Raw genomic sequence first — 16,662 nt, 5'->3', positions numbered from 1 at the left:
TTCGCAATCTTTGCCGGAACCGAAAGACACATATCAGGCTGTTCCTCCCCTGGCGGACGACTGTTGAGCAATCTGCAGAGCGGCAATCCAGGCCTGGCCAAGGCTCAAACCGCCATCATTGGGCGGCACCCGCCGCGGCATCAGCGGGGTAAGGCCGGCAGCGCTGCAACCGCGCGGGATTTCATCCGCCAGCACCGCGTTCAGGAAGCAGCCGCCGCTCAGAACGACGGTATTAACGCCGGTTGTCCGCGCAGAGCGCGTGACCCAGTCAACGCAGGCGGCGGCGAAGGTGCCATGAAACAGCCCGGCTCCGACCGCGGCGTCAATGTCATCTGCAACCAACCGCGCAAACAGCGGCTGAAGCGACAGCACGCCGCCATCGATTGTCCAGCCGGCTTCGAGAATCGCAGTCCGCCGCACCAGCGCCTCGAGCTTCATCGCCGCTTCGCCCTCATAGCTCTGCAAACTCGCAATCCCCAGCAGCGCCGCTGCCGCGTCGAACAACCGGCCCGCGCTGGTCGTGGTGGCCCCGCCCGGCTGATCGAGCAAGGCCGACATACATCCGGCCTGCCGTTGCGCCGCAAAGCGCGGCCCGATTTCGTTAGTCCGGCCGAGCCCGTGTAATACTGCGCTCGCCATGCGCCACGGCTCGCGGGCTGCACGATCTCCACCAGGCATTTGCAGGGGCGCTAAGTGCCCGATGCGTCGGCACCTCGTCCCTTCGCACAACAATAGTTCGCCACCCCAGTTACCGCCCTCGGAGCCAAAGCCATGGCCATCGAGCACCAGGGCAAGCGCAGGTCCCGTATGGCCATGCTCGGCGATCACTGCGGCAGCGTGTGCGTGATGATGCTGGACAGCCACCAGCGCGCGGCCATTTGCTTCCGCAAACCGGGTGGAAGCCATATCGGGATGCAGATCATGGGCGACCACGACAGGCTCCACGTCAAGACTCGATGTGAGGTGTCGGATCGTCTCCTCGAACGCACGGATGCCTTCGGCCGTATTTAGATCGCCAATATGCTGGGAGACGAACGCTTGGTTGTCCCGCGTGATGGTGACAGTCAATTTCAGTGCGCCGCCGACGGCGAGCACGGGCGGCAGAGACTTCGCAAGCCGGATCGGTTCGGGAACATAGCCACGGGCACGACGAATGAATTGCGGCCGGCCAGCCACCACCGACACCACCGAGTCATCAGCACGCGTCAGGATATCGCGATCATGGGTCACGATAAGGTCGGCGATTCCCTTGAGCCGCCGCAGCGCCTGCGCGTCGTCGATCAGGAGCGGTTCGCCGCAAAGATTGGCACTGGTGGCGACGATGATCGGGCCGGCCCCCGCACAGCGAAGCGCATGAAAGATGAGGTGATGCAGCGGCGCTACAGGCAGCATGACACCCACACGCGATAAGCCAGGAGCTATGGCGGGCGCCAGATTGTTGCGTGAAGGCAGAAGGACGATGGGACGTGCTACGGATTCGAGCAGCGCAAGCTCGGGCGCGTTCGCCTCCGCGATCTCGCTGACGCGCTCTATGGAATCGACCATAACCGCGAACGGCTTCTGAAAGCGCTGCTTTCTCCTGCGCAAACGCTGCACGGCGTCCTGGTTACGCGCATCGCAAAGAAGCTGGTATCCGCCCAGCCCCTTTATCGCCACGATTTGTCCCCCCGCGATTGCCGCGACAATGGCGCTGATCCCGTGGCTGAGCCGAGGACCGCATGTCGGACACGCGATCGCCTCCGCATGAAACCTGCGGCTCGCCGGATCGGCATATTCGGCCGCGCAGGCGGCGCACAGCCTAAAAGCCCTCATCACGGTGTTGTGGCGATCGTACGGAAGCCGTTCGGCGATGGTGTAGCGTGGGCCGCAATGGCAGCAACTGATGAAGGGGTAAAGGTAATGCCGATTTTCTGGATCGAACAGCTCACTGAGGCATTGCTGGCAGGCCGCGGCATCAGCGACGATCTGCGTTGACAATTTTCCGCCTTCGCTCGCGCCGATCGAAAAGTCTTTCGCCGCGAGCGCCGCAGTCTCCCGAACGCAGATGTGGTCGATGCGTGCCAATGGAGGCGCCTCGAGCGGCAACGTGGCGACAAACTCCGAGGTACGGTGGCCCTCGACCTCGATCGTAACGCCCTCGGGGCCATTGATGACAAACCCCGCCAATCCGTACCGCATAGCGAGTCCATAGACGTAAGGACGAAAGCCGACCCCTTGCACGGCCCCACTCACGCGCACGCGCAGCCTCGTTCGGTCGCAGGTGGTTGCGGCGGTCATCGCCTTGTGTCCTCTACGGCGCGCCTCTGGTGCCTCGCCTGTCTATCGATCCAGGCGTAGAGCGCGCCAAAACCCTCGCCGGTACGCGCCGAAACTACAAGCACGTCGATCTTTGGATTGACGCGTCTGGCGTATTCGATGGTCTTGCCCAAATCGAACTCAAGCAGAGGGGCCAGATCAATCTTGTTGATCACCATGAGCGACGAAGCGGCAAACATATCAGGATATTTGAGCGGCTTGTCTTCACCTTCGGTCATCGACAACACTACGATCTTGCAGGCCTCGCCAAGATCGAAGGCTGCGGGACAGATCAGATTACCGACGTTCTCGATGAAGAGAATACCGCCCGTGAGCAGCGGCAAGCGGCGATAAGCCTCGCCAATCATTGCAGCATCGAGATGGCAACCCTTGCCGGTGTTGAGTTGAATGGCCGGCACGCCGGCGGCCCGAATGCGTTCGGCATCGTTCGAGGTCTGCTGGTCGCCTTCGATCACCCCGACCGGACGGCTACGCTTGAGCTCGGAGACGGCGCGGACAAGCAGCGTCGTTTTACCCGCACCGGGACTGGACAAAAGATTAAATACAAGCAGGTCATCGGCTACGAAGAGCGCGCGGTTGTCCGCCGCAATCCCATTATTCTTGCCAAGAATATCGCGCTCGATCTGAATGACCCGCTCTCTGCTCATGCCCGTGACCTTCAAGGCAGCCGGCCCAGCGCCGCCGCTCAGAAGCGCCTGCCCGCCATGAGCCTGGTGATGGGCAGAGCGATGATGGTGACTATGACTATCGCGAGCATGGTATGAACGCTGCAGGGCTTGGTCGGCATGAGGATGGGCATAATGGCGATCGCAATCGTCCTGCACATGGGCATAGTAACGCGCGTGGCTCTCCGCATCATGCGCTTTTGCGCATTCGGTCGACGGCGTCCCTTCGGTGCAGCCGCAAACGGTACACATCAATCGATCTCCAGCTCTTTCACCCGCATCTGTTCGCCCGCGGTTACCTGCAACTGATAACTGCCGCAGCAGGGACAGCGCTCACCGCGCCGTGCAATTTCGACGCTCTTCGAACAGCTCATGCACCAGGCAACGCCTGGAAGTTCGACGATGTTAAGGACCGCGCCCTCGGCAACGGTCCGCGTTGCAACGACAGCAAAGCAGAACCTGATCGCTTCAGGCGCGGCATGACTCAGCGCTCCCAGCTCCAGACAGACGCTCCGCACCCGCGAAAACGACCGATGACGTACCTCCTCCTCGACGATTTGAATAATGCCAAGACAAATCGCCATTTCATGCATCGCCAACTTCGCGAAAATTGAGGGTGAACCCGACGCACGGATCAAGCGATGCAATCACTGCATGGACTGCATCCCGACGTCGTCTCGCCGTCAGCACCGCGCCCTGCAGGTTCCGGACAAGCGGTCCGCGCCGGTGGAAATTCCACTCCGTCGGCGCGAGGAATTCGAAGCGGGATATCCGGCCCTGAGGATCAAGCTCAACCGCGTGGAAGAGACGCCCCCTGGCGCATTCGACCGCGGCCGCTGCACGGCCGGGCCCTAGCTTATATCTTTCGACAATCCCATGCTCCGCCGAGTCAATCTGAGCACCGGCCTTGAGCCAGGCGCATAGCCGGAGGATTTCAGCAATTCTGGCCCTCAGCCGCTCGGCCGCACCGGCTGGTCTCGGCGAGAGCCGATCACGCGTCATTTGGCGCGCCCATGGACCCGTCTCGGGCGCATGTCCGTCGAGATCGGGACAATAGCAAAATGTCGTGTCATCCACGAGCAGCCGTTCAATGATTTTGCGGTCGTCAGCAACAGACAGGTACGAGTGCTCCGCCGGAATTGACTTCAGGTCGATCTCATCAAGCGCTGCAATGCGAAGCGCCAATGGGCTACCGGACCTCAGCGCGCCACCCTCATTCGGCATGCCGAGCGCGGCCAGCGCAGCCACAATCCGTGCTGTCTCTTCGCGTTGAGCGGAGCCCCAGGCTGGCTGTGCGCTGCCGACAAGCGCTGACATTCCGCGCATCAGGGAGCGGATTGCCGCCGCACTGGCGATGTCTTGCGTAAGATGTCCGACAAAGAGGCCCCGTAGCAAATCCGCGATGCGTTCGGTAACGATAAGCGCAACACGATGCTGTCTTGTTGTGCGGGTGATCGCTTCGTCGCGCGCCGTCTCAATCGCGGACAGCAGTGCGGTTTGCTGCGCGGCGGCACACAACGCGAAGAGCCGCGGCAGCACCTTGAGCAGCGACGAGGCCTGTTTGCCGGCGAACAGCCGCGCCAGCGGCGGTCGGACACGCGGCAGGATCTCGACCGCGGCGACTACGTCGGCAGCTAGCGATACGGTGACATCAATTTTGTTGCGGGCAGCGAGGCTCATGCGCACCGCTCCGCCAACATCCTGCGCAAGCTATGCCGGCGGTCGCTGCGCACGCGCCGTCTACGGGATCCCACCCGATGCCGAATGTTCTCCCAGCTCTTCATGTGAGGTACGCCTTAATAATTTCCTGCATGCGTTCGGCAGAGTCCTGGAAATCCTCGTCGGCAGCCAACGCAACAATCGGCACACCGCCGACCTCCAGCGTATCAAGGATGATGTCGTCCGTAGAATTGAAGAACTGCACCGACCAGACATTCCTGATCCCGGTCGCCTGCACTCGGCACGTGCCGTAGCCGCGGAAGATGAGTTCGACCGGGCCATTGCCCACGCTTTGCTGCAGGAATGCCAGGTCGATAACGCTCATCGGCAGCAATGTGAGATTGATGACATGCGCGCACATGCCAAACCGCCAGACGCGCGCCCGCTCGCGTATTTCGGCGAGCACCGGTTGCACGTTCATCGCGCCGTCCGGCGCGGCACCGATCGCAAGATCGGCGGACGTCAGGTCAGTTGCGGCGCGCCGCACAATCTGCGGGATCGCCCCGACCTCAACATATTCGTGCGCCGGCTCGGTCCCGATGCGCACGCGCCAGATTCCCGCAAGCACCGACTCCTGAATTTGCGCCAAAGAGCCATCTGGCAGCGCAACCAAGCCGGCGACCTCACCTTCTCCGAGCACTTCGCCAATCAGCTTGCGCTCGGGATCGCTGAGATTCGCTAGTCCGTACAGTTGCGTCCGAGCGCCGCTTCTCTGGCTGCCAACGGCAGCAGCGGCATTCGATAACAGCGCGGTGGCATTCGGAAAGTTCCTTGCAAGCTCGTCGCCATCGCGCCAAGCGCGCTTGGCGAGCGCACTCGCACTTGTCAACCCACTATGGAATACGTCGAGCCCTCCAGAGCCCGTGGCAAGCTCGCTCGCCGCCCGGTCGACGCCGTCGGATACAACGCGGATCGCTGTTTTCATGATGCGACGTTCCGTTGGCTGTATCGAGAGGCAATGCACTTGCCGACAGCAGTGCTGCCGGCGTGTGGCCGAACGATCGGTACCGAGATGTGGTCGATCGTAACCAAACGGACTGGTCTTTTGCCGATCAGGCGGAGTGTATCGCGCCGATGGCACAGGCTCGGCGTCGACGGGCCACGCAGGCCGAGCCGGCCGACCAGTTCGCCACCAACGCCGCCCGCAGGCACTGCGCCTTGCTTTCGAAACGCCTTGACCATTTCAGGAAGGAAGAATGCGAGCTGGATGATCCGGAGCAAATATAGGGGATCGGCCGCCGACAGCGGCATCACGGCCGCCCTCACGGGAGCGTGCGCGGCCAGGCGCGCATCGACGCTGACGCCCCCTACGTCGGACGGAGCGGGCCGCGCCAGACCATGCTGCGCCGGCTGCAACTTCATCACACGCCTTTCTGATAATGTTCGGTTCTGCTAGCAGGCTATTAGCAAGGCGCATGCCAATCATCGCCTGGCCGCGACTCCCGCTCGAACCAACGGCTCGAAGCGTCTGACATTTTCCATGTAAAGGTTACGTGCGACTGGAATTCGATTTGTGAGCAAGCCTAGTCGGCGCAACAGGCGAACGGAATTGCTAGCGTAGGTGCTCCGGCAATTGCGGCTCATGACCGATCAAGTCCGCAAAGAAGCGATCGCAGTCCTGGCCGTTGAGGCTGGCCTCAAGCCCGTCAAGTGCTTCCGAGATCAGCCTTGCTTCCTCGTCATCCAAGAGCCGCACTGCGCTGTTGATATGAACGAGCACCTTGGCGCCGACCGACGCGTCGGAGAGCAGCATGACCGAGACGCGCCGCTGTTCATTGCCATGCTCGCACAGCGCCGTGATGCCGTCGGTCTCGACAATCGTCATTGGTAAGCCAAGGCACATGGTCAGTCGCGGGCCGCTAGATCGGCTGCGCCCTCATCTCATAATTCGCATGGTCGATATTGTTCGCCAACAGCCGTTCTGATGCAGGCAGCGGCGCGGTCCGCGGTTTTGCCGGCGAGTCCCACTGCGCCAGGAGTTTGCAAGCCAGTTCAATCGCAGGCGCAATCTGAAAGCGCACCGGGGCGGTCAGCGGACCGCCCCAATGCTCCAGGTCCAGCGGCTGACAGCCGATGAGAGCGAGCTCTCGCGGGCGGCGGCCAAGCAGGTCGGCCGCACTCAAAACCTCCTGAAAGCCGGTCTGATGCAGGCTCACCTTCTTGGCGGCGGTAAATTTTGGCACTTCGTCATCTCGCACAAGCTTCAACTGCCCGGGCAGCAATCCATAGTCGATGGCATCGAACACGATCAGGCAATCGGCCTGCTCGAGAAAACTGACGAGGTAGAGGCCCTGCGTGCCGCCATCGAGGACGGTGACGTTGTCATCGATGGCGTAGCGGCGATGAAACTCCTCGACCACCCGCACGCCGAATCCCTCATCGGCCCACAGGATATTGCCGATGCCGAGCACCAGGATCCGTTTCTTGTTTTCCGGATTCGGCATCCACTTCCAGTCAATCGCGAAACCCGCGCTCACCCGATATCGTCGAATAGATGCTCCGGCGCGACATGACGTCGTCCCGGATCACCGCGTAGATGTGAACCAGCGCAAAGATCACGATCACCCACAGGCCGAGATGATGCCAGGTATGGACGTCCTGACTGTTCGGCCAAATTGAAAACATCCAGCCGAACAGCTTGTACTGCCAGCTGTCAGTACCGGCACCTTGCCCATAAAGTGCAAAGCCTGTGACGACCATGAACGTGATCGTCTGCGTAAACATGAAGAACATTGCGAGCTGAGCAAGACGGTTGTGCCCGACGCGCCTCTCGGGCTCAACTCTAAGGAACGCATACCAGCGAATCTCGTGGTACACCTCGCGCCAAAAGTACCTGCGCCAGAGCGGCACGCAAAAGATCTGCATGGCATGCGCGTTTCCCATCAAGGCCCAGTAGATGCGCAGAAGAAAGCCGACGCTGAGTACATATCCCGCCGAGAAATGAGCAAAGCGGATATAGCCGAACAGGAAATTGCCGCTTGTCTCTCCCCATATCGCCGGTGTCCCGGTTCCAATGAGATAGCCGGTTAAACTCAGCATCAGAATGGCCGCCGCATTGACCCAATGCCACAGTCGCACCGGCGCGCAGGCGACGCCACCGCCGATGCTGCGTTCAGTCGGTGCCGCATCGACGGCGGCAAGGAGCTGCGGAGCGTTGTCCAGCATGTCTCTAACGAACTTTGACTGAAGCCATTTCTTGGCCGTCAGGACTCATCACGTGGGTCGAGCAAGCCAAGCACGGATCAAAGGAATGGATGGTGCGCAGGATCTCCAGGGGCCGCTGCGGATCGGCCATCGGGGTACCGATCAGGGAGGCTTCAAAAGCGCCAATATTGCCCTTGGGATCGCGAGGAGATCCGTTCCACGTCGTCGGCACGACACATTGATAATTGTCGATCTTGGCGTCCTTGATCTTGATCCAGTGCCCGAGTGCACCGCGCGGCGCCTCAGTGAACCCGTAGCCCTTGGCCTCCTTGCGCCAGCTTTCCGGCTTCCACCTGCTGACATTGGCAGTTGCCGTATTGCCTGCCTTGATGTGGATTACCAGCTTATCCTGGAAATAACGCATCTGATGCGCCGCCCACTGGCATTCGAGCGCCCGCGCCGCAGTACGGCCAAGCGTCGAGAACAGCGCAGTCAGGGGAAGATTGAGCCCCTTGAGCAGTCTCTCGGCGGGCTCCTTGAACTCGGCTGTGCCTTGCGCATAACCGATGATGTATCGCGCCAATGGCCCGACTTCGACGGCGTGGCCGCGCCAGCGCGGCGCTTTGATCCAGGAATACTTGCCGCCTTCGTCGAGTTCCTTGATATCTGTCTTGCTGCCTTTGAGTTTTGGCCCAAGTTCAAAACTCGGCTCGGTGATACCGTCCCAGGGATGCAGTCCACAGCAATCGCTGGGGTATTTATACCATGAATGCGCGACGAATTCCTGGATCTGCTCGGGATCACCATGGTCGATCGGCAGTATCTCCTTGAGATTGCCATCAAGAATGACCCCGCGCGGCAGCTTGAGACTTTTCGCGGAACAGTCATTGGCGTTTTCGGGGATGTCGCCATAGGACATCACGCTTTTGCTCGAAAGTCCGCCGCCATGGAGCCAGTCCTTATAGAACGAGCAGATCGCGGCAATGTCGGGCAGGTAGACCTGCTCGACAAACTCGATCGAACGGTTGATGATCGAGGACACCATGTTCAGTCGCTCAATATTGATCGCACCCACCGCACCAGTTCCGTCGATGTTGATCGAGCAGGGCACGCCGCCGACCAGCCAGTTCGGATGCGGGTTCTTGCCACCATAGATAGCTTGGATCTTGACGATCTCCTTCTGGAAGTCGAGCGCTTCCAGATAATGTGCTACAGCCATCAGGTTCGCTTCCGGTGGCAGCTTGTAGGCCGGATGCCCCCAATAGCCATTCTTGAACGGACCGAGTTGCCCTGATCCGAAGAATTTGGTGAGCCGGATCTGCAAATCCTTAAAATAGCCAGGGGACGACAGCGGCCAGGGCGAGATAGACTGCGCCAGCGCGGAGGTCGACTTGGGATCGGCCTTGAGCGCGGAAACCACGTCGACCCAATCCAGCGCGTGCAGGTGATAGAAATGTACGAGGTGATCATGCACGAGCAGGCACAGCTGCATGATGTTGCGGATCGAATTGGCATTCTCCGGAATCGTAATTCCTAGTGCATTTTCAACCGCGCGCACGGAAGTGAGCGCATGGGTGCCGGTGCAGACCCCGCAAATCCGCTCGGTGAACGCCCAGGCGTCCCGCGGATCGCGCCCGCGCAGGATGACTTCGATGCCGCGCCACATCGTCCCGCTTGAGACCGCATTGCGGATCACATTGTCGGAATCGAGATTGGCTTCGACGCGCAGGTGGCCTTCGATCCGCGTCAGCGGATCGATGACGATTCGCCTGCCGGAACGATCGAGATTGAACCCATTCGGTGTCTGGACGGCCACCGTCGCCCCCTCAACTCGGTTTGCTTTTGTGGGCTGCGCGATCCGGCTTGTGGGTCAACCGCTTCACGGCGGTGACCGCCGCATGGGCAGCGACGGTTAGCCCAACCACGCCGGCAGCGGCCATGCCGATCTGGTCGGCGTTCTCCTCGATGCCGAACTGCTTGATGGTTGTGGGTCGGTCGTAAAATGACCCTTTATCCCAGAAGCCGTCTTCGGAGCAGCCGAAGCAGCCGTGCCCGGATTGAATCGGAAATGAAACGCCGCCGTTCCACCGAAGGGCCGAACAGGCATTGTAGGTGGTTGGCCCCTTGCAGCCCATCTTGTACAGGCAATAGCCCTTGCGTGCGTACTTATCGTCCCACTCTTCGACGAATTGGCCAGCATCGAAGTGGGAACGCCGATAGCACTTGTCGTGAATGCGCTCGGAATAAAACATACTTGGACGCCCTTGGCGATCGAGCTCGGGAAGCTTTCCGAACGTGGTGATGAAAGTCACGAGGCCACTCATGACCTCTGCGATAGGCGGGCACCCGGGTACCTTGATGATCGGCTTGTTGGTGATCACCTTATCGATCGGCGCCGCGCCAGTCGGATTGGGCTTGGCCGCTTGCACGCATCCCCAGGACGCACACGTGCCCCAAGCGATGATCGCCATGGACTCTTCCGCCATCGACCTGAGCTTTTCAACGAACGGCTTGCCGCCGTCAATGCAGAACATGCCACCTTCGTTCAGCGGCGGATTGCCTTCGACGGCGAGCACATACCTGCCTTTGTACTTGGCACGAGTTTCCTCCAGGATGGCTTCGGCCTGGTGTCCTGCCGCCGCCATGATCGTATCGTCATAGTCGAGCGAAATCATCGACAGCAGCGCGTCCTTGATCAAGGGATGGGCTGAGCGGATAAAGCTCTCCGAGCAGCAGGTACACTCGAGCCCGTGCAGCCAGATGACGGGCATACGCGGCTTGGTCTCCAGAGCGTTGGCAATACTGCTTGCGGCGAGCGGACTAAGTCCCAAGCTCGCGGCCGTCAAACTGCAGAATTTGTGGAAACTACGACGCGTGATACCCTGACGTCTGATCACGCTGTAGAACGTTTCCGTTGCACCAGCCATGAGGCCTTCCATGTGAGTTGTCGTCGGCCGTAACGACTTGCTGACGTTCAGCAAGAAACAGGCCACCGAAGCGAAACACTTGACAGATACCAAGCCACCGCTTCGGGATTTGCGGATTGTCGAACCCAGCCAGCGAGCCACAAGCTGCGCCATTGATCTGTCATGCTAATGGTGTCCGGTTTTGGACGTCGATGTGAGCACTTCAACAGAGCAGCACGATGGTTCAAACAGCCCGCACCAAAGCGGCTGTCGAGCGACGAAGAGAAGCCGCAATGGATTGAGCCGCGATGCGCACGCTGCCTTCACCTTTTAGGTCTGATCGATCCGATCTGCCTTATTCAAAGCGACTCGCCGCACGGCATCGCTACAGGATCGTGGGCGAGAGGCTGGACGTTCAGAGCTATCATCTAGGAGCGTTCATCGCGCGAGCCAATCGATAGCACGGCGCGATCGTCTTGGCGCATCGCGTCACCAAACCCACTTGCAAGAGCTTCTTCGCGATGGCGGAGGCGATCTCGTTTTTGAAGCACTGGTGCGGTCCGGCCGACCGGATAGCAGGCGACGGCGCCGACTTTCAGTCGACATCGATCCGTACCAGCAACCCTGTCTGCCTACTACCCAAACCGGTTCATCGAGCCTTTCGAGGAAAAGCGAATTATCGGATTATTGCAGCATAGACGATATACTGGACTTGTTCGCGGTAGTACTTTCGGATTTCTCCGGGCGCTGCCGTTCCGACCACCACGACGAGACGCTCCTTTGGGTCGCAGAAAAATTGTGTCCCGTAGGCGCCGGTCCAGGTGAACTCACCTGGATTGCCCGGAACCGCCGAGAGACCCTCGTTTATGCGTACAGCCACTCCGAGCCCGAAGCCGAAGCCGGCACGGTGCGCCTCAACATTGGCGACCTTATTTTTGATCTCTGGCGCGAGGTGGTTGGAGATCATGTGGCGCACCGTCTTCGGACCGAGAATGCGCTGCCCATCGAGCTCCCCACCGTTGAGCAGCATTTGTCCAAAGCGCACGTAGTCACCGATTGTCGCAAATGCGCAGGCTCCGCCGCAGTCAAACTTCGTCGGACTTTCGAGGAGCTCGATATCTTGTGGCTTTCCCGTCAGCGGGTCGTCTGGAAATGGATGCGCGAGGCGCTCGCGTTGCGATTCCGACAAATGGAAAGTGGCATCCTGCATTTCGATGGGCTTCCACAGGTTGGTGGCAAGATAGTCGCCCAATCGCTGTTCGCTGACCTGTTCCACGACAGCTCCCAGCACATCGGTCGAGAAGCCGTATTCGAATTCCGTCCCCGGTTGGTGCGCTAGCGGAAGCTTGGTAATGGCTTCGATGAACGCCTGCTTATCGCCCCTTAGTGGCGGAGCGGCGAAATCGGGATAGAGACGCGCCACTTGGTCTGAGCTGTCGAGGGGCGCGCCATAGGTGAGCCCGGATGTGTGGCGATATAGGTCGTGGATGTAGATCGGAGAACTCTGCGTTTGAAATTCTAATGAGCCGTCATGCTGCGGCACTCCCACCTTCATGTCTGCGAATTCCGGGTAGTAATCCGTAAGCCTAGCCTGTAGAGGCAGGCGACCTTGCTCCATGAGGATAAGCCCCGCAACGGCCACCATCGGCTTGGTCATAGACGCAAGCGCGAACATCGCATCGAGCCGCATCGACCTTCCTTTTGCAGGATCGAGTTGCCCGTACGCCTTGTAGTGAATCAGCTTGCCGTCTCTGGCGATTGCAACTACCGCGCCCGGCACGCGTTTACTCGCGATCTCGCGAGCGAAGAACTCGTCTAGCTTGGCGAGGCGCTGCTGAGAAACGCCGACGTCATCGGCCCTCACTTCGGGCAGAGGCGCGGAGTGCACTGAATTGAAGCCGATTCCAGCAGCCGCCGCGGCCATAACAAGCTTGTTCATTGTAGCCTCGCAAGGATGGATGATCGGCTTGCAATACTGCTGCTCGGTCGTGATCGGATATGTCTGGCCGGTAGGCCTAAGACGGTTCTATCCGGCCCGGTGCGCTTGCGCTCATGTGCCTCTCCTGGCACAGTGTCTGTCGATGAGGGCTAAGGTGAAGATTGCCGCAAAGGCGAACATCACCATACCGCCGGCAACCACACTCGCCTCGCGCCAGCGCGATGCTTGGACGTACTCTACGACGTACGCTGACAACACCTTGGTGCGCCCAGGAATGTTGCCGCCGATCATCATCACCACGCCGAATGTGCCGATCGTATGAGAAAAGCCAACCACGGCGGCTTTAACAAACTCCAGTCGCGCCAGCGGCGCGCTGATGGCAATGAAGGCATACAACGGCGAAACGGGCAGCGTAGTTTCCAACGGGCGATCGCCTATCGCAACAAAGGCGTTACGGATCGGCTGCACCACCAACGGCAGCGCCGAGAGAACCGATCCGACCACGATTCCTGCGAAGGTAAAAGCGAGCGTGCGCTCGCCCCAGAAAGCGGCGAGAACGCCACCCGGTCCGTGGGGGCCGAGCAACACGAGTAAGCAAAAACCGAGAGCCGTCGGCGGTAGCACCAGCGGCAGGGCGATCATCGTCGCCACCGCCTCGCTCAAAAGAGTCTTTGAGCGCGCTAGCCACCAAGCGAGGGGCACACCAATCACGAGGAGGATCACGGTCGTCACGCTGGCGAGCTCGATCGTGAGCGCAACGGATTGCGAAATCTCTGCCGAAAAGACATCCATGTGCGTCAGCACAACAGTGCGAGCAAGTCGCCGTATCGGCACAGTGATCGCCTGCACGTCCGGCTCACCCAGGGATGTGGCGCGGATCGCCCTTTCGTTGCGCGGCACTTCGTGGCGGCCGCCACATTCGCGCGCGTCGTTTCTGCGAGCAAGAGCAGCATCGCACGCCTCATCGGCAACTCCTGTGACAGGGCTGCTTCGATCCATCAGACGGCGGCAGCTCCTCGTTCGTCATCAGCAATTCCTGTGCCGCGTGCGAACTGTGGCGCGCTCTATGCTCAACGTGAGAGAAATTCGCATAGACGCCGACGGCACTGTGGAGTGGACCTAACGCTTTGTCAGATTTCTGGCATCTTTGTTCCCGAGCAGACAGCGACAGCCGCGCAACGAAACGGCTTGAGGCCCCGAGAGATGCCTGTTTGGTTTACCGACGGCTCAAACGCCGCACTCGCCACGCTGGCAATGGAACGGATCGCAGGAAGCCTGCCATTTGGCAGCAAGGCGAATGACCTAGCTGAGAAATCATCGTCAGCTGATTCTGCGACGCGGCAAAAGGTGCGAGGGGCCGAGAGCGAACGCCGCCTCTCGACCAACCTGCCTAATGCGCACCGTTAGCACAGGCCTGGAGACAAGTGCCCCGTGCACGAACGAGCTTTGCCGCTAGCGACACGCAGTGCATCCATCAAAGATTTTTTCGCGCAATCGAGTTCCTAAGCCAGGCTTCCATCGCGTGGATGCCTACAATCCAAACTATCAATTTTACCAGTGTCACGTACTGTTGCATCCATCTCAGCAGTCGGGGCATATCGATCACGCTAGAGTTTCCAGGCCGAGACGTGACTCCGCTAATGCGCGCAGCCGATCAAGATACGAGTCACGCTGCAACTTCTTCTTCGACCTTGCGAACGTGGTCCGAGCACTCAAAGCGATGCCACCCGGAGATCACGGCTTGTCCGCGACTGCTTAATCGACCGCAGTTTGGGCATCTGGTGCATATCTTGCTTAGCGAGAAAGATAACGTAACTGAACGCCTGCCTTTGGAACGACGCGCCGGCTCTCGGAACCGTCTTCAATCGGACACGGCAAAAATGATGAGTCTCGCATGACGCTGTCGCCTCTCAACGACGCGGCGGCTCACATTCGAGTATATTCGGGAAGGAAGCGTCATGACCACCATGGCAACTGCGGCGCCCGCGCGCGCGTCGCAAGCTTGGTATAAGATTCTCTACGTCCAGGTGCTGATCGCGATCTTGCTTGGCGCCATGGTCGGTTGCCTATGGCCGTCCGTCGCGACCAGCGACTGGGTCAAGGCGCTCGGTGACGGGTTTATCAAGCTCATCAAGATGGTGATCGCGCCGATTATTTTCTGCACCGTCACATCTGGTATCGCGCATATTCAAGATGCGAAGAAAGTCGGGCGCGTCGGCGTCAAGGCGCTGGTCTATTTCGAGATCGTCTCCAGTTTTGCCTTGCTGTTGGGCCTTGTTATGGGCAATCTGGTCCAAATCGGCCATGGCCTTGCGGTCAAGCCGGATGCTGCGGCGGTCGCAAATTACGTCAAGCAGGCGGAAGCCTCGAAGACCGTCGATTTCTTTCTCAACATCATTCCCGATACCGTGGTCGGCGCCTTCGCTCGCGGCGATGTTCTGCAGGTTCTCCTGTTCGCGATCCTATTCGGCTTTGCGCTGATGGCGCTGGGAAACCGTGGGGAGCGGCTGCGCGGCATGATTGACGACGTGGCGCACGCGGTGTTCGGCGTAATCGCAATCATCATGAAAGCGGCCCCGATCGGCGCCTTCTGCGCCATGGCCTTCACGATCGGCAAGTTCGGGCCGGCAGCACTCGGCAATTTGATCGGTCTGATCGCGCTGTTTTACGCGACGGCGGCGCTATTTGTGGTGGTGGTGCTCGGTTTGATCGCGCGCCTCGTCGGCTTTTCAATCTTCAAGTTCATTGTCTATATCAAGGACGAGATTCTGATCGTGCTCGGCACTTCGTCCTCTGAAAGCGCGCTGCCGCAATTGATGGAGAAGCTCGAGCGGCTGGGCTGCTCCAAGCCCGTGGTCGGCCTCGTGGTGCCAACTGGCTACTCCTTCAACCTCGACGGCACCAATATCTATATGACACTTGCGACATTGTTCATTGCCCAGGCACTCGGGGTCGATCTCACCTTTGGCCAGCAGCTCACGATCCTGCTCGTGGCAATGCTAACGTCGAAGGGAGCAAGCGGCGTCACCGGCGCGGGCTTCATCACGCTCGCTGCGACGTTGTCGGTGGTCAACCCAGCGCTGGTGCCGGGCATGGCAATCGTGTTTTCGATCGACAAGTTCATGAGCGAGGTGCGCGCCCTTACCAACATCACCGGCAATGGCATCGCCGCCGTGTTCGTATCCTGGTGGGAAGGCGAGCTCGAGCACGCGACGCTGCAGGCTCGGCTCAACGAGCCCACCACTATCGACACTACAAGCACAATGAGGTAGGTCCCGAATCTTAACCGCCGCCATTCGAAGACGCCTCGAATGCAAGCGCAGCCACATCTCTCGTAATTCGAAGCGGCACAACCGACTTGACACGAGTCGGAACTTTCTCGCGCGATCTCCAGTTGCGCCTTGCTCCGCGTTGCGCCCCGGCAGCCGCCCTGAAAAGATGTCGCACGCGAGCAAAAGAGTGGGAGCTTTTTTCAACAGTCATTTTCAAGGGCGTTTTTCGCGGTCAAGGCTCCCGGCCATCTGAACGCTTGTGCACCATTTTGCCGAGCAAGTTAACAGGACTGCGACAGAACGTGTCCGGCCTGATGGACCTAGCTGTTGGTCCGCCTACAAATGCCCATGTGCGCGGTCACCGCATTTGCCTCGCCCGACCAACGACGTGGTAGCGATCTTGCTGACGCAACTCGTGATCGTTGTTAAGGTGCGCGCTGCGCATCAGACTGTGATGGGTGTGATCAGCATGGATTAGATGGCACCTCGACGGAGCCGTGGCGGCTCGCACGCGGCTAGGGTCGGTTAGGCGTCACTGTGCGCACTTGGTTCCGGCTAGCCACTCGAGACAAGTCCTCCGCACCTACGCGTGACGGCCTGAACGCATAGGTAGCAGTCGCGTTACTTCGCCTTCGTGTCTCGGTACATGACCATTGCGCTTTCTTCCGCATGACCGATCGTGCCGGCGAGATGAGTGGTCC

General features: G+C 59.9%; 14 protein-coding genes. 1 reads left to right on the top strand and 13 read right to left on the bottom strand.

The features are described 5' to 3' along the window. Nucleotides 1-33 precede the first annotated feature (33 nt). From hypF to CWO91_RS02855, 13 genes are all read right to left on the bottom strand, one after another. Nucleotides 34-2,277 carry a carbamoyltransferase HypF gene (gene hypF / locus CWO91_RS02920; protein ID WP_130212169.1) on the bottom strand — a complete coding sequence of 748 codons (2,244 nt, stop codon included), beginning with the start codon at nucleotides 2,275-2,277 and terminating at the stop codon, nucleotides 34-36. Then, nucleotides 2,274-3,233 (bottom strand): hydrogenase nickel incorporation protein HypB, encoded by a 960-nt coding sequence (hypB, locus tag CWO91_RS02915; RefSeq protein WP_245471108.1) that lies wholly within the window; start codon nucleotides 3,231-3,233, stop codon nucleotides 2,274-2,276. Before hypB ends, hypF begins: the two co-directional genes overlap by 4 nt. Further along, entirely contained in the window at nucleotides 3,233-3,574 is a 342-nt protein-coding gene (hypA, locus tag CWO91_RS02910) for a hydrogenase maturation nickel metallochaperone HypA (RefSeq protein WP_130212168.1), read from the bottom strand. Before hypA ends, hypB begins: the two co-directional genes overlap by 1 nt. Then, nucleotides 3,567-4,661 (bottom strand): hypothetical protein, encoded by a 1,095-nt coding sequence (locus CWO91_RS42660; protein ID WP_165405196.1) that lies wholly within the window; start codon nucleotides 4,659-4,661, stop codon nucleotides 3,567-3,569. The genes hypA and CWO91_RS42660 overlap by 8 nt, the downstream gene beginning before the upstream one ends. A 100-nt stretch (nucleotides 4,662-4,761) precedes the next feature. Then, nucleotides 4,762-5,625: a hydrogenase expression/formation protein gene (locus tag CWO91_RS02895; RefSeq protein WP_245471102.1), complete on the bottom strand. Its 864-nt coding sequence runs from the start codon at nucleotides 5,623-5,625 to the stop codon at nucleotides 4,762-4,764. Continuing rightward, nucleotides 5,622-5,954, bottom strand: coding sequence for a hypothetical protein (locus tag CWO91_RS02890; protein WP_244550990.1), 333 nt, complete (start codon nucleotides 5,952-5,954; stop codon nucleotides 5,622-5,624). The genes CWO91_RS02895 and CWO91_RS02890 overlap by 4 nt, the downstream gene beginning before the upstream one ends. Before the next feature lie 298 nt (nucleotides 5,955-6,252). Beyond that, the gene (locus CWO91_RS02885; protein WP_091881607.1) at nucleotides 6,253-6,543 is read right to left on the bottom strand and encodes a HypC/HybG/HupF family hydrogenase formation chaperone; all 291 of its coding nucleotides are present in this window, start codon (nucleotides 6,541-6,543) and stop codon (nucleotides 6,253-6,255) included. Between the two features lie 16 nt (nucleotides 6,544-6,559). Further along, the gene (locus CWO91_RS02880; RefSeq protein WP_091881603.1) at nucleotides 6,560-7,144 is read right to left on the bottom strand and encodes a HyaD/HybD family hydrogenase maturation endopeptidase; all 585 of its coding nucleotides are present in this window, start codon (nucleotides 7,142-7,144) and stop codon (nucleotides 6,560-6,562) included. A 10-nt stretch (nucleotides 7,145-7,154) separates the two neighbouring features. Further along, complete coding sequence (gene cybH, locus CWO91_RS02875) at nucleotides 7,155-7,865, bottom strand: Ni/Fe-hydrogenase, b-type cytochrome subunit (RefSeq protein WP_165405195.1); 711 nt, start codon at nucleotides 7,863-7,865, stop codon at nucleotides 7,155-7,157. 4 nt (nucleotides 7,866-7,869) lie between these two features. Then, nucleotides 7,870-9,660, bottom strand: a complete 1,791-nt coding sequence (locus CWO91_RS02870) for a nickel-dependent hydrogenase large subunit (RefSeq protein ID WP_130212165.1) — start codon at nucleotides 9,658-9,660, stop codon at nucleotides 7,870-7,872. A 10-nt stretch (nucleotides 9,661-9,670) separates the two neighbouring features. Beyond that, a complete protein-coding gene (locus CWO91_RS02865; RefSeq protein ID WP_130212205.1) occupies nucleotides 9,671-10,771 on the bottom strand; it encodes a hydrogenase small subunit in 1,101 nt (366 codons plus the stop codon). Nucleotides 10,772-11,426: 655 nt separating this feature from the next. Then, entirely contained in the window at nucleotides 11,427-12,689 is a 1,263-nt protein-coding gene (locus CWO91_RS02860; RefSeq protein WP_130212164.1) for a serine hydrolase domain-containing protein, read from the bottom strand. A gap of 111 nt (nucleotides 12,690-12,800) precedes the next feature. Beyond that, entirely contained in the window at nucleotides 12,801-13,481 is a 681-nt protein-coding gene (locus CWO91_RS02855) for a molybdate ABC transporter permease subunit (protein WP_165405203.1), read from the bottom strand. Between the two features lie 1,166 nt (nucleotides 13,482-14,647). On the opposite strand from CWO91_RS02855, the gene dctA reads away from it, so the two are divergent. Next, entirely contained in the window at nucleotides 14,648-15,961 is a 1,314-nt protein-coding gene (dctA, locus tag CWO91_RS02850) for a C4-dicarboxylate transporter DctA (protein ID WP_130212163.1), read from the top strand. Nucleotides 15,962-16,662: the final 701 nt, after the last annotated feature.

This window comes from Bradyrhizobium genosp. SA-3 (assembly GCF_004212635.1).
Classification (GTDB): Bacteria; Pseudomonadota; Alphaproteobacteria; order Rhizobiales; family Xanthobacteraceae; genus Bradyrhizobium.
The sequence above is the reverse complement of the archived record's forward strand: the minus strand, read 5'-3'. Positions and strand labels throughout refer to the sequence as shown.